Annotated in this window: 16 protein-coding genes; 9 read left to right on the top strand and 7 right to left on the bottom strand. The window is 65.6% G+C overall.

Annotated elements, in window-relative coordinates; genetic code table 11:
• Together C9F12_RS11815 and C9F12_RS11805 are read right to left on the bottom strand one after the other, a co-directional pair.
• Window positions 1-1173, bottom strand: a complete 1173-nt coding sequence (locus C9F12_RS11815; protein WP_052704453.1) for a polysaccharide export protein — start codon at window positions 1171-1173, stop codon at window positions 1-3.
• A gap of 796 nt (window positions 1174-1969) precedes the next feature.
• Entirely contained in the window at window positions 1970-3214 is a 1245-nt protein-coding gene (locus C9F12_RS11805; RefSeq protein WP_045993978.1) for a DUF2333 family protein, read from the bottom strand.
• Between the two features lie 217 nt (window positions 3215-3431).
• On the opposite strand from C9F12_RS11805, the gene dsbD reads away from it, so the two are divergent.
• From dsbD to purH, 7 genes are all read left to right on the top strand, one after another.
• Entirely contained in the window at window positions 3432-5351 is a 1920-nt protein-coding gene (gene dsbD, locus C9F12_RS11800; protein ID WP_045993977.1) for a protein-disulfide reductase DsbD, read from the top strand.
• A 180-nt stretch (window positions 5352-5531) separates the two neighbouring features.
• The gene (gene accB, locus C9F12_RS11795) at window positions 5532-6002 is read left to right on the top strand and encodes an acetyl-CoA carboxylase biotin carboxyl carrier protein (protein WP_045993976.1); all 471 of its coding nucleotides are present in this window, start codon (window positions 5532-5534) and stop codon (window positions 6000-6002) included.
• Window positions 6003-6048: 46 nt separating this feature from the next.
• The gene (accC, locus tag C9F12_RS11790) at window positions 6049-7389 is read left to right on the top strand and encodes an acetyl-CoA carboxylase biotin carboxylase subunit (RefSeq protein WP_045993975.1); all 1341 of its coding nucleotides are present in this window, start codon (window positions 6049-6051) and stop codon (window positions 7387-7389) included.
• Window positions 7390-7475: 86 nt separating this feature from the next.
• Window positions 7476-8393, top strand: coding sequence for a 50S ribosomal protein L11 methyltransferase (gene prmA / locus C9F12_RS11785; RefSeq protein ID WP_108132870.1), 918 nt, complete (start codon window positions 7476-7478; stop codon window positions 8391-8393).
• 146 nt (window positions 8394-8539) lie between these two features.
• The gene (gene dusB / locus C9F12_RS11780) at window positions 8540-9607 is read left to right on the top strand and encodes a tRNA dihydrouridine synthase DusB (RefSeq protein ID WP_083970531.1); all 1068 of its coding nucleotides are present in this window, start codon (window positions 8540-8542) and stop codon (window positions 9605-9607) included.
• The gene (gene fis / locus C9F12_RS11775; protein WP_045993973.1) at window positions 9604-9936 is read left to right on the top strand and encodes a DNA-binding transcriptional regulator Fis; all 333 of its coding nucleotides are present in this window, start codon (window positions 9604-9606) and stop codon (window positions 9934-9936) included. Before dusB ends, fis begins: the two co-directional genes overlap by 4 nt.
• Before the next feature lie 78 nt (window positions 9937-10014).
• Window positions 10015-11595, top strand: coding sequence for a bifunctional phosphoribosylaminoimidazolecarboxamide formyltransferase/IMP cyclohydrolase (gene purH / locus C9F12_RS11770; RefSeq protein WP_108448997.1), 1581 nt, complete (start codon window positions 10015-10017; stop codon window positions 11593-11595).
• 191 nt (window positions 11596-11786) lie between these two features.
• Here purH and C9F12_RS11765 read toward each other — a convergent pair whose 3' ends face one another.
• From C9F12_RS11765 to folE, 3 genes are all read right to left on the bottom strand, one after another.
• Window positions 11787-13247, bottom strand: coding sequence for an NAD-dependent succinate-semialdehyde dehydrogenase (locus tag C9F12_RS11765; RefSeq protein ID WP_045993971.1), 1461 nt, complete (start codon window positions 13245-13247; stop codon window positions 11787-11789).
• 129 nt (window positions 13248-13376) lie between these two features.
• A complete protein-coding gene (folX, locus tag C9F12_RS11760) occupies window positions 13377-13796 on the bottom strand; it encodes a dihydroneopterin triphosphate 2'-epimerase (RefSeq protein ID WP_108448996.1) in 420 nt (139 codons plus the stop codon).
• A gap of 85 nt (window positions 13797-13881) precedes the next feature.
• A complete protein-coding gene (gene folE / locus C9F12_RS11755; protein ID WP_045993969.1) occupies window positions 13882-14439 on the bottom strand; it encodes a GTP cyclohydrolase I FolE in 558 nt (185 codons plus the stop codon).
• 445 nt (window positions 14440-14884) lie between these two features.
• On the opposite strand from folE, the gene C9F12_RS11750 reads away from it, so the two are divergent.
• Complete coding sequence (locus C9F12_RS11750; protein WP_108132873.1) at window positions 14885-15466, top strand: hypothetical protein; 582 nt, start codon at window positions 14885-14887, stop codon at window positions 15464-15466.
• A 46-nt stretch (window positions 15467-15512) separates the two neighbouring features.
• Here the strand turns inward: C9F12_RS11750 and C9F12_RS11745 are convergent, their stop codons facing one another.
• Both C9F12_RS11745 and C9F12_RS11740 read right to left on the bottom strand, forming a co-directional pair.
• Window positions 15513-16505, bottom strand: coding sequence for a serine/threonine protein kinase (locus C9F12_RS11745; protein ID WP_108448995.1), 993 nt, complete (start codon window positions 16503-16505; stop codon window positions 15513-15515).
• Between the two features lie 51 nt (window positions 16506-16556).
• Window positions 16557-17357 (bottom strand): ComF family protein, encoded by an 801-nt coding sequence (locus C9F12_RS11740; RefSeq protein ID WP_240184240.1) that lies wholly within the window; start codon window positions 17355-17357, stop codon window positions 16557-16559.
• 60 nt (window positions 17358-17417) lie between these two features.
• Between C9F12_RS11740 and bioB the strand changes: the two genes are divergently transcribed.
• A complete protein-coding gene (gene bioB / locus C9F12_RS11735) occupies window positions 17418-18512 on the top strand; it encodes a biotin synthase BioB (RefSeq protein WP_045993967.1) in 1095 nt (364 codons plus the stop codon).
• The last annotated feature ends 26 nt before the right edge of the window (window positions 18513-18538 follow it).

Raw genomic sequence — 18538 nt, 5'->3', positions numbered from 1 at the left:
TCAGATCTCGCCGATGCGGGTAGTGGTGTCGGCGATGGTGCCGGGCAGCAGTGCCGACGGCAGCAGCAGACTGATCACGTTGTTCCAGCGTGCCAGCGGGGCCGCCGTCACGTAGACCACGTCCTGGGGCTGCAGCGGGAAGTGGGTGCCCATGGTCAGCGAGGTGGCGTTGCTGATATCAAGCTGATAGACGGTGGCAAGCTTGGCATCGCCCGGCGGCTTGGGACGAATCACGAAGATCCCCGACGGTTCGGCGGTGGTCTCGATGACGCCGCCGGCTCGCGCCAGGGCGGTGGTCAGGGTGATACGTTCGTTGCCCAGCACCAGATTGCCGGGATTCCTGACCTGCCCCAGCACCGCGACGTTCTCGGACTCCAGGGTCGGGATATGCACCACGTCGCCATCGCGCAGCAGGCGGTTCTGGGTCTGGTCACCATGGCGCATCAGCGCGTACAGCGACAGCACCTCCCTGGTGCCATCACGATTGAGTACCACCTCGTGCCAGTTGGCCGTCTCCGATGGCCCCCCGGCCTGGCTGACCGCATCGACCAGGGTCAGCGGGACCGTGGTGATCGGCTGGGCGCCGGGGGTGGCAACCGCTCCACTGACGTAGATCTTCTTGGAATGGTAGGCGGCGACGTTGACGTCCACCTGGGGCTCGGTGATGTAGTTCGACAACATGCCGGTGAGGGTTCGGCGTATCTGGTCCACCGTCCGCCCGGCCACTCGGAAACGTCCGACATAGGGGAAATAGATGCGACCATCGGGCTGTACCGTCTTGCCGGTCTCTTCGGGGCTGCGCTCGGCGCCCCCCGGGATGGTCAGCTCGGGGTGGTCATAGACGGTGATGTTGAGCACATCACCCGGCCCGACACGGTACTCGTAGTCCGTCAACTGGGCCTTGAGGTAGGAAGGCATGGTGCTGGCGATATCGCCGGTGACGTTCTGGCGGAAGTTCGCCACCAATGCCGGGGTGATGGCCTGGATGTCGACCAGATGATCGATGTCCGGCGCCTCGGTCTCGTAGTCGATATGCCCGCCAGGGGCATAGGCACAACCACTCACGGTCAGCGCAAGCAGCACTGCGAAGACGGCACCCGCCAGCCAGCCGGGCGATCGTTGCGACTCGTCCACGACCCTTGTCCACTGGTGTGCCTGATTCACCTTATCCATATCGTCCCCCTGAGCGTGTGACACGCTACCGCCCCAGGGTGATATCGATGGCATATCCCTGAAGCCCTGCGCGTAGACAGATGGTTATTGTCACCGTCGAGGCTGCGTCTTCTGCGAGACGATCGACCACCGACAGCCCGCAGCACCCGTCGACGCTCGAAGACTCGATGGCCGCCAGGTACTGCGATTTATGCCAGTACGATTGCATAGCCGCGCCGTCCTGGCAGTCCGAAATTCCTGGCGTACACAGGCTGACAAACCCCATATCGGTATCCCGGAAGCATGAGAGCGACTGTTTCCGCTTGTAATTGCGTGTTCCTTGAGGACACGTCGGGGGCGCCAGCGGACAGTTACCGTGGAGAAAGTTTTTCTTTAGCCAAATCATAAGGTTGGAAATGTGCGAAAAAAGCACTGAGAAACCAGGATCGAGAATGTGGGCAAAGAGCGCGACCATGGGCCCTTCGCAGACGCACCATTGCAGTGCGACAGATCACTGATTCCTGATACGACGAGGTGATCGCTGCAGCAACCTCGGTTCATGCGCCGAGATGACGCATCTAGTCATTGGCGACATGGCGCGTCAGCCAGGGGGACGCCAGGCCTCCAATTACCAAAGCGCGGAGCGGCAAAAAGTATCCGGGCGAACGAAGCAAACTGAGAAAAAAATGCCCCCGGCAACGAGGGCATGGTAGCTTGCGAAAATTCAGGCAAGGACGAGGGAGAAAATCGGCAACCGGTCTCTCTCACCCCGTCATTGGGCCCCGTTCACGGCTCGGGGCTCTTGACTCGGCTCTTGCTACTCGGCGCTTTGCTCGCCAGGCTGCTGCTGGTTGGATCCTTGCTCGCCGCTATTGGCGTCGGCGTCCTGCTCGTCACTATTGGCTTCAGCGCCCTGCTCGTCGCTGTGCTGGTCACTCTGCTCGTCGCTCTGCTGGCCATCCTGCTCATCACTCTTCTCATCACTCTGCTCAACGCCGGCTGACTCCGCCGCCTCCTCATCGTCGGTGCTACGGGTCACCTCGGTCACCGGTGGCGTCGCGGCTTCCGGGGCCGCTTCGGCGCCACCCAGGCCATCGATCAGGGACGCCAGGGCGCCGTCGAGCCGGCTCAGATGATGGGCCATGGTCAGCGGATAGTTGGCGAAGATGCCGAGGCCACTGCCGCGCAGCACCACCGGGCTCCAGAACTGACGTTGCATACGCTCGATCTCGGCCAGCGCACGGGCGTAGCTGTCGCCGAGGCCCGCGCTTGCGATCAGATCCGCCTGGTCACGCTCGAGCGCCTCGAGCAGGTGTCCCAGCGCCCAGGTCTGACCGCGGGTCTCGTGGAACACGTTGTCGACGCGGTACCAGGGCACTCGACTGTCCTGTGCCACTTCGATACCCAGTTCCTTCAAGCGCTCGCTGTCGCTGACCGTGGATGACAGCCGCTCCCGCAACGAGGCCAACTGCTGGCGCACCGCGTCCAGATAGAGCGCCAGGCCCTGGCCCTGATCGACGAAGGACGCGCCGACCCCATCGTCGAAACGCGCCAGATAGGCGCGGGCCGAGTTCCCCGCCTGGGCCAGGTGATCCTCCATGGACGGGGCCAGCCAATCGTCGGCGTCCTGTTCGAGGGCAGCGATCAGAGTATTCACCGACTCACCGGCGCCGGGGTCGAAGTCCGCCAGGCTGGCGGCCATCAGCCTCGCCTGAACCAGCACACCAGTTTCCCAGGACGGCATATTGTCGAGCAGCAGTCCCGGCGGCATCAGGTCATTTCGCAGGTACCCGCCGGGCTTGTCCTGCAAGGTATCGATCAGGGTGGCCAGGGTCGCGACCGTAACGGTGCCTCTGGCCGCCGGCGCCGCGGAGATGCGCTGCTCCTGGGTGGCAGTCTCCACGTCGAAGCGCGACGGCGCCAGGCTCCACCAGATCCCCAGCCCCACCGCCACCATCACGGCAAGCACCAGCAGCACGGCGAGCGGTTTCCAGATCCATCCGTACTGCGGGTTCTCGAGCTCCTGACGACGCCTTTCGGCGCGCTGTCGACGACTGCTCATTTCGCTCTCCTTGTCGTTCATCAAAGGCCGGCCAGCCCTGCCTCCAATGAGGGAAAGCGCCGGCGCCAGTGGTAGAATACGCTTGCATCTGATCATAGCGCAGGGTCCGCGGGAACCCCGCCCCGCTTCCACGGTCACACAGTGGGGTCTGACACGGCAGGCGAATCCCGCCACGCCTTGCCCCGTCTTCCACACCCATCGTCAACAAGGATTCGACGTGTTCTTCGCCACACGCCTCTTGCTGTTCGTCTGTCTGCTGCTGTCCCCCTGGGTGGCCCAGGCCCAGTTCTTTTCCTCGTCGTCGAGCAGCGCCGAGTTTCTGCCGGTGAACGAGGCCTTTACCGCCAGCGCCTGGCACGACGGCGATCGGCTCTATATCGGCATGCAGAATGCCGACGGCTACTATCTCTATCGTCACCGCTTCTCGTTGGAACTGCCAGGCGAACCGGACGCCCTGGGTGAGCTGTCGCTACCGCCCGGGGAGGCCAAGACCGACGAATTTCTCGGCGACGTCAACGTCTTCTACGATCAGGTGGTGTTCAGTGCCCCGCTGGCCGACACCCGTCAGGGGCCACTGGACATCGCCCTGACGTTCCAGGGCTGCGCCGACGCCGGTCTGTGCTACCCCCCGGAACGCCTTGAGCTGGCCGCCGCCCAGAGTGAGCCCCCCGCCGCCTTTGCCGACGCTCTGGAGGACGGCCAGACGGCCAACGACAACACAGCCCAGGCTACCGCAGCGGACCTCGCCGGACAGCCGCCCACGAGCCAGCAAGCGGGCAGCCTCCCTACCGCCTCTGTCGATGCAGCTCCGCTCAGCGAAGACGGCCGCTTCCGCGCCCTGATGCAGGACGCCAGCCTGCCGTTGATGCTCGGACTGTTCTTTGTGGCCGGCCTCGGGCTGACCTTTACCCCCTGCGTGCTGCCGATGATTCCGATCCTGTCGTCGATCATCGTCGGTCAGAACCCCAGCCGCCCCCGCGCCTTTGCGCTCTCGGCAAGCTACGTCGCCGGCATGGCCGCCACCTACGCCCTGGTCGGCGTGCTGATGGGGCTGTTCGGCGCGGGGCTGAACCTTCAGGCGCGCCTGCAGTCGGCCCCGGTACTGATCGTGTTCGCCGCCCTCTTCACCCTGTTCGCACTGGCCATGTTCGGGGTCTTCAATCTACGCCTGTCCTCGGGGCTTGGCTCACGCATCGATGCCTGGCAGGCACGCGCCCAGCGCAGCGGCCCCCTGGGTCTGGCGCTGGCCGGCGCGCTGTCGGTGCTGGTGGTCTCGCCCTGCGTGTCGGCACCGCTGGCCGGCGCCCTGGTATTCATTTCCTCCACCGGTGACGCCGTCATCGGTGGCGCGGCGCTGCTGGCCCTGGCGCTGGGCATGGGCGTCCCGCTGTTGCTGGTCGGCGGCTTCGGCACCACCCTGCTGCCGCGCTCGGGCACCTGGATGAACGGGGTCAAGATCGCCTTCGGTGTGCTGCTGCTGGGCGTCGCAGTCTGGCTGATCGAGCGTTTGATCCCGGCCCCGCTCACCCTTCTTTTGTGGGCGGGTCTGGCCATCGGCACGGCGCTGGCCCTCGGCGCCCTCGATCTGGCGAGTACGCCGGGCTGGCCGCGGGTCCGCCAGGGCGCCGGTATCGTGCTGCTGGTGTGGGGCATCGCGCTGGTCATCGGCGCCGCCCGTGGCGGTGGCGATCCCCTTCGCCCCCTGGCCGCCGGCCCCATGAGCGCGACGAGCAGCTCTATCGAGGCGGCCCATCCCGATCGCATCGTCGAGAGCCTGGGCCAGCTTCAGGCGGCCCTGGCCGAGTCCACGACCCCCGCCTTCGTCAACGTCACCGCCGAATGGTGCATTTCCTGCAAGGTGATGGAGCGCGAGGTGTTTCCCGACCCCCGGGTACGCGAGGCCCTCGCCGGCTTCCGCTGGATCGACGTCGATGTGACCGACACCAACGCCGTGAGTCGTGAGGTGCTCGACCATCTGGGTCTGTTCGGCCCACCGAGTCTTCTGTTCTTCGACGGGGACCAGGAGCTTCGTCAGGCACGTATCCAGGGCGAACTCGATGCCGCTGCCCTGGCCGGCCATATCGCCGCAGTCAGCCGCGCCCTCGACGGCGCCCAGGCGGCTACCACCAGCGGGTGAAGGTGACAGCGAACAGCGTTCGGCCTCGCTGGACAACCTTCGCAATTTTCGGCAAACTCCGCACTACTCTGAATTCTGACACGATAGAGACGCCAAGAGCCGCCATCTTGCCGCGATCTCTAACGACTTGGACCGGGTTTACAGCGCCCGGTAGACACTTCACACGATCGAGACAACGTCATGGATATTCGTAAGGTCAAGAAGCTGATTGAACTGCTGGAAGAGTCCAACATCAGCGAAATCGAGATCCAGGAAGGTGAAGAATCGGTCCGCATCAGCCGTCATCCGCAGGGTGGCAGCTGGCAGCCGGCACCCGCCGCCCAACCCTGGGGCGCACCCGCTGCACCGGCGGCCGCACCTGCCCAGGCCCCGGCCGAAGCTCCCGCACCCAGCGCCGACAGCGGCCCGAGCTACCAGGGCCAGGCCGTGGTCTCGCCGATGGTCGGCACCTTCTACCGCTCCCCGGCACCCGGCGCCAAGCCTTTCGTGGAAGTCGGCGCCAGCGTGCGCAAGGGTGACACCATCTGCATCGTCGAAGCGATGAAGATGATGAACCAGATCGAAGCCGATCGTGACGGCGTGATCGAGGCCTTCATGGTCGAGGACGGCGAGCCGGTCGAGTTCGACCAGCCCCTGGTTGTCATCTCCTGAGAAGACTTGCGTCTTCCCTGATCATTCACTTTCGGCGGACACCACCATGTTGGACAAGGTTCTTATCGCCAACCGCGGCGAGATCGCTCTTCGCATCCTGCGGGCCTGCAAGGAGCTCGGGATCAAGACGGTTGCGGTCCACTCCAAGGCCGACCGCGAACTGATGCACGTGCGGCTCGCCGATGAGGCGGTGTGCATCGGCCCCGCTTCCTCGGCCCAGTCCTACCTCAATATCCCCTCGCTGATCAGCGCGGCCGAGGTGACCGACGCCAGCGCCATCCACCCCGGCTACGGCTTCCTCTCCGAGAATGCCGACTTCGCCGAGCAGGTCGAGCGTTCCGGCTTCACCTTCATCGGCCCGCGCGCCGAGACCATTCGCCTGATGGGCGACAAGGTCAGCGCCATCGAAGCGATGAAGAAGGCCGGCGTGCCCACGGTGCCAGGCTCCGACGGGCCGCTGGGCGACGATGAAGGCGAGCTGCTGGCCACCGCCCGGCGCATCGGCTACCCGGTGATCATCAAGGCCGCCGCCGGCGGCGGCGGACGTGGCATGCGCGTGGTGCACACCGAAGCCCACCTGATCTCCGCGGTCACCGTGACCCGCACCGAGGCCCACTCGGCCTTCGGCGACGGCACCGTGTACATGGAGAAGTTCCTCGAGAAGCCTCGTCACGTCGAGGTTCAGGTGCTGGCCGACGGCCAGGGCAATGCCATCCACCTGTATGACCGCGACTGCTCGCTGCAGCGCCGCCACCAGAAGGTGCTGGAAGAAGCACCCGCGCCGGGCCTGGATCCGGACGCCCGCGCCAAGGTGCTGGAAGCCTGTCGCGAAGCCTGCGTGGAAATCGGCTATCGCGGCGCCGGCACCTTCGAGTTCCTCTACGAGGACGGTGAGTTCTTCTTCATCGAGATGAACACCCGCGTCCAGGTGGAGCACCCGGTCACCGAGATGGTCACCGGCGTGGATATCGTGCGCGAGCAGCTGCGCATCGCTTCCGGCCTGCCGCTGTCGATCCGCCAGGAAGATGTCGAGCTCAACGGCCACGCCTTCGAGTGCCGCATCAACGCCGAGGATCCTCGCACCTTCATGCCTTCTCCGGGCAAGGTCACGCTGTACCATCCTCCGGGTGGTCTCGGCGTGCGCATGGACTCCCACCTGTACACCGGCTACACGGTGCCGCCCCACTACGACTCGCTGATCGGCAAGCTGATCACCTGGGGCGCCGACCGCGAGACCTCGCTGACGCGCATGCGCAACGCCCTGGACGAGCTGCTGGTGGAAGGCATCAAGACCAACACCGACCTGCACAAGGACCTGGTGCGCGACGGCTACTTCCAGCAGGGTGGCGTCAATATTCACTACCTCGAGAAGAAGCTCGCGCAGTAGCACGGCGGCTTTGCACCAAGAGCGTGACAACGGGGCGGCCCAGGCCGCCCCGTTGACGTTGCACCAGACCGAAGAGGAATACCGCCATGCCCTGGCTTCAACTCAAGGCCGAGGTCCCACCACAGCAGGCGGAACTGCTGGAGGAACTGCTGCTGGCCGAAGGCGCCACCGCGATCACCCTGCAGGACGCCCACGACGATCCGGTGTTCGAGCCGGACCGGGGCACCACCCCACTGTGGGACCAGACCATTCTCACCGGTCTCTACGATGACCTCGACGGTCTGGCGGACATGCTCGAGCGGCTGTCTGCCGCCTGGGCCGAATCCCTGCCCGGCGAGCCCTGCCCGGTCATCGAGCACGAGCTGATCGATGACCGCGACTGGGAGCGCGAGTGGATGGACAGCTTCGAGCCCCTGCGCATGGGTCAGCGACTGTGGATCGTGCCGAGCTGGCACCAGCCGCCCGAGGACGACGCGGTCAATCTGCATCTGGACCCGGGCCTGGCCTTCGGTACCGGCACCCACCCCACCACCGCACTGTGTCTCGAGTGGCTCGATGGGCTGGCGCTCGACGGCGAACTCGACGGCATCGAACTGCTCGACGTCGGCTGTGGCTCCGGCATCCTTGCCATCGCCGCACTCAAGCTGGGTGCCGCCCGAGCCATCGGCACCGACATCGACCCGCAGGCGCTCAGCGCCAGTCGTGACAACGCCGAGCGCAACGCCATCGACGAGTCGCGCCTGACGTTGCGCTACCCGGAGCAGATGGGCGAGGAGCGCTTCACCCTGGTGGTGGCCAATATCCTGGCCGGTCCGCTGGTGGAACTGGCCCCGACCATCGCCGGCCATGTCGCCGACGGTGGTCGCCTGGCGCTGTCTGGCATCCTCGAGGCCCAGGCCGACGAGGTGATCGACGCCTACCGCCACGAGGGACTTTTCATGGACGAGCCGGAAGTCCGTGAAGGCTGGGTGCGGCTTAGCGGCCGGCGCCCCACCAAGGACTGAACATCGCGCCACGAGAGGCTGTCACCGGGCAGCCTTTCGCATTAAAACGTCTCGAACACGCCTTCACCAACGGTGCTTCGAGGCGTATGATATGCAGCCCCGGAACGACGGCAGCTCCCATGTCAGACCACGATCCCAGATCCCCCATGGTGCAACAGCAAGATTCAGGCATCACCACCTGCATTGGCCCGCATCAGCTGGCCGGCCCGGTGATCCTTGCGCCCATGGCCGGGGTCACCGACCGCCCCTTCCGCGCGCTCTGTCGTCGCCTGGGCGCGGGACTGGTGGTGGGCGAGATGGTCACCTCCGATCCCAGCCTGTGGCACACCCGCAAGTCGCGCCTGCGCATGGACCACCGGGGCGAACCCGGCCCCAGGGCGGTGCAGATCGCCGGCGGCGACGCCGAGATGCTGGCCACCGCCGCCCGCCTCAACGCCGAACAGGGCGCCGAGATCATCGACATCAACATGGGCTGTCCGGCCAAGAAGGTCTGCAACAAGGCCGCGGGCTCTGCCCTGCTGCGGGACGAGGCGCTGGTGGCGGAGATCCTCGATGCGGTGGTGGCCGCCGTCGACGTGCCGGTGACCCTGAAGATCCGCACCGGCTGGTGCGCCGAATCCAACAACGCGGTGCGCATCGCCCGGCTGGCGGAAGATGCCGGTATCCAGGCGCTGGCCGTCCACGGCCGTCATCGCCAGCAACGCTATCAGGGCGAAGCCGAGTACGAGACCATCGCCGAGGTGGCATCAAGGGTCAGCATCCCGGTCTTTGCCAACGGCGATATCACGTCTCCCGAAAAGGCTCGGCGCGTACTCGACTATACTGGTGCGGATGCGGTGATGGTGGGTCGAGGCGCCCAGGGCAACCCCTGGATCTTCCGCGAGATCAGCCACTATCTGCGCCATGGCGAAATCCTGCCGGCGCCTTCCGACGCGGAACGACGCGACGTCCTCGGCTCTCACCTCGATGCCCTGCACGCCTTCTACGGTGACCATATGGGCGTGCGCATCGCGCGCAAGCATCTGGGTTGGTACCTGTCCAGCGATCGACGCCTCGACGATGATGGCCGTCGCCAGCTCAAGGCCACCTTCAACGGCCTGACCTCGACCCAGGCCCAGCGCGACTTTATCGACGAACTCTTTCGTCACGACCCCGCCAGCGCCCCCGAGCGCGTGGCCAGGGCCGTGGCACACCATGGAACCCGTGCCGCATGACCAGCCAGCAACCCATCGACCAGTCGGTGTCCGCCTCCAAACTCGACACCTCTCAGCGTGGCCTCGACGGCCTGGCACCCTCCGCACCGCAGGCCAGTGACGAACGTCCCCTGCGCGAGGCCGTGTTCGCCGCCATGGAACGCTACTTCGACCATCTCGACGGCGGCACCGTCACCGACCTCCACGCCATGGTGATGGCCGAGGTCGAGGCGCCTCTGCTGTCGTCGGTGCTCGTCTACACCAACGGCAACCAGACCCGTGCCGCAGAGATGCTCGGACTCAACCGTGGCACCCTGCGCAAGAAGCTCAAGCACTACGAACTGATCTGACCCGACCCCAAGGGAGCCCACGGCTCCCTTTTCTGCGCCAAGGCGCCCTTCGCTTCCCTTCGCAACAGAGACATCCCCATGGCCCAGCCCTCCTCTCTCGCCGTTCGTCGCGCCCTGATCAGCGTGTCGGACAAGACCGGTATCGTCGACTTCGCCCGCGCCCTCGCCGACATGGGCGTCGAATTGCTGTCCACCGGCGGCACCTACCGCCTGCTGGCCGACAACGCCATCGCCGTCACCGAGGTGTCCGAGCACACCGGGTTTCCCGAGATCATGGATGGCCGTGTCAAGACCCTGCACCCCAGGATCCACGGCGGCATCCTCGGGCGTCGCGGCCAGGACGACGAGGTCATGGCCGAGCATGACATCGCGCCCATCGACATGGTGGTGGTCAACCTCTACCCCTTTGCCGCCACCGTGGCGCGTCCTGACTGCAGCCTGGAAGACGCCATCGAGAACATCGACATCGGCGGCCCCACCATGGTGCGCGCCTGCGCCAAGAATCATGCCTACACCAGCATCGTGGTCAACGCCGACGACTACGACCGGGTGATCGCAGAGATGCGTGACAACGGCGGCGCGCTGGCCCAGGCCACCCGCTTCGACCTGGCGGTCAAGGCCTTTGAACACACCGCCGGCTACGACGGTGCCATCGCCGACTATCTTGGCCGTCGGGTCGAGGGCGCAGAGGACGGTTTCCCGCGTACCTACAACCTGCAGCTGACCAAGAAGCAGTCCATGCGTTACGGCGAGAACCCCCACCAGCAGGCGGCGTTCTACGTGGAAGAAGGCGCCAGCGAACCCAGCGTCTCCACCGCCGTCACCCTGCAGGGCAAGCCGCTGTCGTTCAACAACGTGGCCGACACCGATGCCGCGCTCGAGTGCGTCAAGAGCTTCGACGACACCGCCTGTGTCATCGTCAAGCACGCCAATCCCTGCGGCGTGGCCGTGGGCGAGAGCGCTCTTGCGGCCTACGACAAGGCCTTCGCCACCGATCCCACCAGCGCCTTTGGCGGCATCATCGCCTTCAACGTGCCGCTGGACGCCGACACCGCCCGCGCCATCATCGATCGTCAGTTCGTCGAGGTGATCATCGCCCCCGGGGTCAGCGACGAGGCCCAGGCCATCGTCGCCGAGAAGAAGAACGTGCGCCTGCTCGACGTCAGCGCCAACTGGCCCGGCCAGATGGCACCGGCCCACGACCTCAAGCGCGTCACCGGCGGTCTGCTGGTCCAGGACCGCGATCTGGGCACGGTCACCCGCGACGACCTGACGGTGGTCTCCGAGCGCGTGCCCTCGGAGCAGGAGATGCGTGACCTGGCCTTCGCCTGGAAGGTCGCCAAGTTCGTCAAGTCCAACGCCATCGTCTACGTCAAGGAAGGCCAGACCATCGGCGTCGGCGCCGGCCAGATGAGCCGTGTCTACTCGGCCCGCATCGCCGGCATCAAGGCCTCCGACGAAGGCCTCTCGGTGCCCGGCTCGGTGATGGCCAGCGACGCCTTCTTCCCCTTCCGTGACGGCATCGACGCCGCCGCCAGCGCCGGCATCACCGCGGTGATCCAGCCCGGCGGCTCCATGCGTGACCAGGAGGTCATCGACGCCGCCAACGAGGCCGGCATCGCCATGGTGTTTACCGGTATGCGCCACTTCCGCCACTGACGCGGTCGCGTGGCGGCACGGCGGGGCCCCAGGCCCCGCCGGTTCTGGCCCACCCAGGAGCCGCCCGCCAATCTACGCGCCAACTACGCGCCAATCTACGACAAGGGCCCCGACGCGTGCGTCGGGGCCCTTGTGTGTGTGCTATCGCTGAGCGGTCTGCCGCTACCTGCAGGATGGCGGCAGACAGCGAATTACTCGCCGAGGTCGATGCACAGGTACTTGGTCTCGAGGAACTCGGCCAGGCCCTGGTGCCCGCCTTCGCGACCGAGGCCGGAGGCCTTGACCCCACCGAAGGGCGCCGCGGCGTTGGAGATCAGGCCGGTATTGATGCCGACCATACCGTACTCGAGGGCGTCGGCCACTCGCCACACCCGGCCCAGGTCCTTCGAGTAGAAGTAGGCCGCCAGACCGAACTCGGTGTCATTGGCCAGTTCGATGGCGTCCTCCTCGTCATCGAACGGGAATACCGCCGCCAGCGGACCGAAGGTCTCTTCCCGGGCCACCTTCATCTCGCTGGTGGCACCGCTGACGAGGGTCGGCGTGAAGTAGTTGCCACCCAGCGGATGGGGGTGGCCACCGATCCACAGCTCGGCACCCTTGTCCACCGCGTCCTGGACATGCTCGTTGACCTTGCCCACCGCCTTGTCGTCGATCAGCGGTCCGATGTTGACGCCCTCGGTGGTGCCGTCGCCGACCGTCAGTTCGCTGTTCATGGCCACCGCCAGCTTCTCGCTGAAGGCGTTGATGACGCTGGACTGCACCAGGAAGCGATTGGTACACACGCAGGTCTGGCCGGCATTGCGGAACTTGGCAGCCATGGCGCCGTCCACCGCCGCGTCCAGATCGGCGTCCTCGAACACGATGAAAGGTGCGTTGCCGCCAAGCTCCAGCGAGATCTTCTGGATATGCTGGGCCGCCTGGGACATCAGGGTACGCCCCACCTCGGTGGAGCCGGTGAAGGTGATCTTGCGTACCACCGGCGATTCGGTCAGGGCTGCGGCGATCTCGCTGGCCGACCCCGGCACCACGTTGAACACCCCACGCGGTACCCCGGCGCGCTCGGCAAGCAGCGCAAGCGCGGTGGCCGACAGCGGGGTCTGGCTGGCCGGCTTGACCACGATGGTGCAGCCTGCCGCCAGGGCCGCGCCGGCCTTGCGGGTGATCATGGCGGCGGGGAAGTTCCAGGGCGTGATGGCGCCGCAGACACCCACCGGCTGCTTGGTCACCACGATACGCTGGTTGGCCTTGGCCGCCGGAATGGTCTCACCGTAGACCCGGCGTCCTTCCTCGGCGAACCAGCGCAGGAAACTGGCGGCATAGACGATCTCGCCGGCGGCTTCCTTGAGCGGCTTGCCCTGTTCGAGGGTCATGATGGTGGCCAGCTCGTCCTGATGTTCGAGCATCAGCTCGTACCACTTCATCAGGATGTCTGCCCGCTCCTGGGCCGTCAGCGCGCGCCAGGCCGGCAGGGCGGCGTCGGCGGCGTCGATCGCCGCCTCGGTCTCGGCGCGACCCAGGCGAGGCACCTGGGCGATGGTCTCGCCACTGGCCGGATTGACGATGTCGATCTGCTCCCCGCTGTCGGCCGCCACCCAGCTTCCGTCGATATAGGCAAAGGGGCGAAACAGCGGCATGTCGTTAAGGGCTTTCATGAAGGCTCCTGGCTCGGGCTTGACGGAAAACTGCAATGACTGGCGCCGACGCTTCGGCGACTGCGCGACGACGATATAGCTTTCATGCTAAGCGTTCCGCTGGCCGATCGCCAACTCGAAGCCGTCGCCTCAACTCACCGAATCGTGATCCCGCGGCGCCCTCGAGGCCGACAGCGTGATCGACACCGAGTCGGCAAAGCGCAGCGCATGGGGCTTGTCGATCTCCACCTGGGTGGTCAGCACCTGCTCGTGGCTCATGATCAGGTCCAGCACTTCGCGGGTCATCCGCTCCAGCAGCTGAAAGCGGTTCTCCTCCACCAGCGCGATCACCTGCTTGGTGATGGTGCGGTAGTTGAGCGCCTGTTCGATATGATTGAACGCCACCGCCTTGTCGGCGCGGTAGCGGATCACCGCATTGATCACCACGTCCTGGCGATTGAGGATCTCCTCCTCCTTGATGCCGATGAAGGTCCTCAACCGCAGGTTCTTGATGCGGATGGTGGCAAGGTCGTGATCCAGATGCTGGTCACCCAGTACATGCAGGGACATGGCCCCTCCCGTGCGTCATGCTTGAAAGCGGTAAACGAAAAGCGTCGGCTTCAGCGCTTCGTGCGGCGGCCGTAGAATCGGCCCCTCAGCGGCTGTTGACCAACGTCAGGAACTCCTGACGGGTGCTTGGCTTCTCGCGGAAGGCCCCAAGCATCACCGAGGACGTCATGCTGGAATTCTGCTTTTCGACCCCTCGCATCATCATGCACAGGTGTCGCGCCTCCACCACCACGGCCACGCCCCGTGCATCGGTGACCTGCAGCACGGCATCGGCGATCTGACGGGTCAGATTCTCCTGGATCTGCATGCGGCGGGCGTACATGTCGACGATCCGGGCAAACTTGGACAGTCCCAGCACCTTGCCGTTGGGCAGGTAGGCGATATGGCACTTGCCGATGAAGGGCAGCAGGTGATGCTCGCACATGGAATACAGCTCGATGTCCTTGACCAGCACCATCTCGTCGGTCTCGGACGAAAACACCGCACCATTGACGATCTCTTCCAGCGACTGGGTGTAGCCGCGGTTGAGAAACTGCATGGCCTTGGCAGCACGCTTGGGCGTATCCACCAACCCTTCTCGCTCCGGGTCTTCGCCCAGTTCCTCAATGATGTGTCGATAGTGATTGGCGAGTTCGTCAGTCATGATCCAGCCCTTCAGGGGAGTCGTCGGCTCGGGCGAACACCAGGCGGCCCGCCTGGCTCCACAAAACCTGTACAAAGAATTTTTGAAGTATAGCTTTTGCATTGCGTGAGCGATAGTCTACCGCAGCGTGTCGCCTTCCGCAGTTCGCCTGGCGTTTTTGCCCGCCGTCACCCCCCATCATTGGCAAGAAATCGGCTCGACACCCGATCTTGCGACAGCCCATGACGAAAGCCCGTTGCCGAGGCCTATTGGGAGATTGCCGCCGCCGTCGCGACGAGGTACGTGACAGAGTGTCGCGCAACGAGAGCGATAGCTGTCCACCCGACAGCCCTGTGCTATCGTCATCAGGTTGTCCATGTGCCAGGCGACACTGTCGGTGGCATGCCTCCATGCAGCTACCCGTCCTGTTGCCCGCATTTCGCCAGCCATATCGCGAGAATCGCCAATGCCTGCCCTTCGCCGCCTGCTTGCCCGGCCCAGCACGCCCCTCGTCGCCATTCTGACCTTCAGCGCCCTGACCAGCATGACGCCCGCTATGGCGGACAGCCTGGAGCTACCCGCCCAGGCACGCATCGACGTCAGCATTATCGAAGGCATCGACCTCGACTCCGCCGGACAGCGGCTCGATGATGTCATGCTCAAGCCCGCCGCCGATGCCGAGGGACGCACCGACCTGCCCCACTACTGCGTGCTGGTCGGCGACGCCAAGCGCGATGGCCAACGCCTGCGCATCACCACCGAGGCCCTCACCTGCGTCGAGACCGATGGCGGCGAAAGCCACATCTACTCCGGCGAACTCATCGCCGGCGCCTATGACGAGGATGGCCAGTTCGGCATCGCCGCCTGCGATGACGGCGGCTGCCGCCTGGACGCCGACCGCGTGTTTCAGCTAGAACTGACCGAACCGCTGGCCATCGAGCAGATGCCCAACCCGTCTGCGCAGCTTAACGCCGAACGTCGTGGCGAAGACGCCGACAACGAAACCAAGCAGGCCACCCCGTCGAGCCAGACCACTCCGTCCGAGTAGCGGCACCTATGGCGGACAGCACACGGCGTCCGCCAGACCCCATCTGTCAGCCACCCGCCAGCCAGCGCTCGGAATCCGCCAGGGCCAGGCGTTGATGCTCCAGCTGGCGGATGTGCTCGTCCCAGTAGCCGGCGTCGGCGACCCAGGGAAACGCCCGGGGAAAGGCCGGATCGTTCCAGCGCGCCACCACCCAGGCGCTATGGCGCATCAACCTCAAGGCGCGCAGCGGTTCGATCAGGGCGAGCTGCTGGCGATCGAAATCGATCACCTGCTCGTAGCCCTCGATCACCTCCGATAGCTGCATCGCCCTTTCCTCCGGCCCCTGGGCGGTGAACAGCATCCACAGGTCCTGTACCGCCGGCGCCATCATCGCGTCGTCGAAATCGACCAGCGCAAAGCGATCCTCCCGCCCCAGCATATTGCCGATATGGCAGTCGCCGTGAACCCTCTGCATGGGTGCGCTGACACCCGCGGGTGGTGCCAGCGCCTCGATCAACTGCTGCGAGATGCGCTCGTAGGCCTTGCGCTGACGCTCGCTCAACCAGGGACTGTCGAGTACCGTGCGACGAGCCTGTTCGGCCATGGCGCGGGGCTCCTGCCGACAGCGATGGGCGAACTCGCCGCGCCGGCCCACCTCGTGCACGCGTCCTATCAGCTCACCCAGGGCGAACAGATGGTCGGGGTTCTCGAGCTCAGGCGCCTGGCCGGGCAGGTGGGGAAACAGCGCCACGCGGTAGCCCCCCGCCCGGTGCAGACTCTCGCCAGCGTCGTTGCGCCAGGGGGCCGCCACCGCCACCCCGGCATCGTCGAGCTCACGCAGGAAGGCGTGCTCCTCGCCGATGGCCTCATCGCTCAACCGGTCGGGGCGGTAGAACTTGGCCACCCAACGCTTGCGGTCATCGTCCTGCACCAGATAGACGCGGTTCTCGTAGCTGTTGAGCGCAAAGGGCTCGCCGGGCAGCCACAGGCCCAGTGATTCGATCGCCTCCACCACGCGCTGCGGAGAAAGTTCACTGAAGGGCGTGGGGGTCGTGGTCATGGGGGCTCCGGGTAAAAGCACAAATATCAAACGAGGCGAGAGGCGCCGAGCTTAACAGAGCCAGGGTGGCGGCGTCCTCGCCAGCGCCCAGGCGTCCACCCGGCGTGCCCCCGCCCGGCGACAGGCCTGCGCCAGCCGCTCAAGGGTGGCCCCGGTGGTCATGACGTCATCGACCAGCGCCACGTGCCGAGGCAGCCCTGACGCGATACCAAACATGCCCGACGCGATGCGACGGCGGGCCCGCGAACCGAGCTCATGCTGGGGGCGATCATCGCGACGCCGCCAGGCCCGCCTCACCGGCACGCCGAGCCGGCGCCCCAGCTCGCAGGCCAGCCACTGGCCCTGATCGAAGCCAAAGCGCCTGGCCCTGACGGGATGACGCGGCACCCCGATCAGAGCGTCAGGCACGCCATTCTCGCCCGCGAGTGACGCCTCGAGAAACAGTGCGACCAGCAACTGGGCGCTGGGCAGATGGGCCTCGGCCTTGAAGCGCTGGACGAGACGCCTGATCTCGTCGCGGTAGATCAGCGGCGTCCGCACCTCATGGAAGCTGAAGGGCTCCACCAGACAGCGACCGCACAGGCGTTCACCCGCCGGACGCCGCCAGCGGTGCTCGGGCAAGGGTTCGCCACAGCCCTCGCAGGGACAACGATTGAGGTCAAGCCCTCGGCGGCAGGGATCACACAGCAGGACGGACACAGGACCCGGCGCAGCAATCACCGCGAGCCCCGATCTTGACCCTGACCCTGGTCCTGGCGCCAGGGTCGCCAGGCAGAACAGGCAGCGATCCGCCATCAGTTTCGCCACGCCATGGTCAACCTTGCCGATCACGCAGGTTGACAGCTTCGCCACACCACTTATCCTTGTCGTCAACCAATCCGATTTTAAAAAGTTGACCATAGCGAGACACCCATGTCTGCCGACTCGACGTCCACAGTTTCCACCCTAGCCGCCGATGCCGCCCCCCGTCACGACTGGACGCTCGATGAGATCGAAGCGCTGTTCGCCCTGCCCTTCAATGATCTGCTGTTCAAGGCCCAGTGCGTCCACCGCCAGCACTTCGATGCCAACGCCGTTCAGGTCTCGACCCTGTTGTCGATCAAGACCGGCGCCTGCCCCGAGGACTGCAAGTACTGTCCTCAGTCTGGCCACTACAACACCGGCCTGGACAAGGAGAAGCTGCTCGAGATCGAAAAGGTGGTGGAGCAGGCGAAGTCCGCACTCGATGCCGGTGCCAGCCGTTTCTGCATGGGCGCCGCCTGGCGCAGCCCGCGCCAGCGGGATCTCGAGGTGGTCATCGAAATGGTGAAAAGGGTCAAGGCGCTGGGGCTCGAGACCTGCATGACCCTCGGCATGGTCGACGAAGCCCAGGCCCATCAGCTGGCCGATGCCGGCCTCGACTACTACAACCACAATCTGGATACCTCGCCTGAGTACTACGGCGAGATCATTACCACGCGCAGCTACGCCGATCGCCTCGACACCCTGGGCAATGTGCGCCAGGCCGGCATGAAGATCTGCTCCGGCGGCATCCTCGGCATGGGCGAGACCGCCCGTGATCGCGCAGGACTGCTCAGGCAGCTGGCCAACCTGTCACCGCACCCGGAGTCGGTACCGATCAACATGCTGGTCAAGGTCCCCGGCACGCCCCTCGAGGACGTCGAGGACCTCGACCCCATCGAGTACCTGCGCGCCATCGCGGTGGCCCGCATCATGATGCCGAAGAGCCACGTGCGACTGTCCGCCGGGCGGGAGCAAATGGACGAGTCGACCCAGGCACTGGCCTTCATGGCCGGCGCCAACTCGATCTTCTACGGCGACACCCTGCTGACCACCGGCAACCCACAGGTCGAGCGCGACCGCGCGCTGTTCGACAAGCTTGGCCTGCATCCGGAACGTCGCGACACCTGTGCCAGTGACGACGAACGCGAACAGGTCCTGGCCCGGCAGATCGAGCGCCAGGCCAGGGAAGCCAGCAGCGCCCAGTTCTATGACGCTGCGGTCTAGCCCCATGTGCGCCCGCTGCCAGCCCT

Source organism: Halomonas sp. BN3-1 (assembly GCF_003056325.1).
Lineage (GTDB): Bacteria > Pseudomonadota > Gammaproteobacteria > Pseudomonadales > Halomonadaceae > Halomonas > Halomonas litopenaei.
Note: the sequence above shows the minus strand (reverse complement) of the source record. Positions and strands in the feature narration are given on the sequence as shown.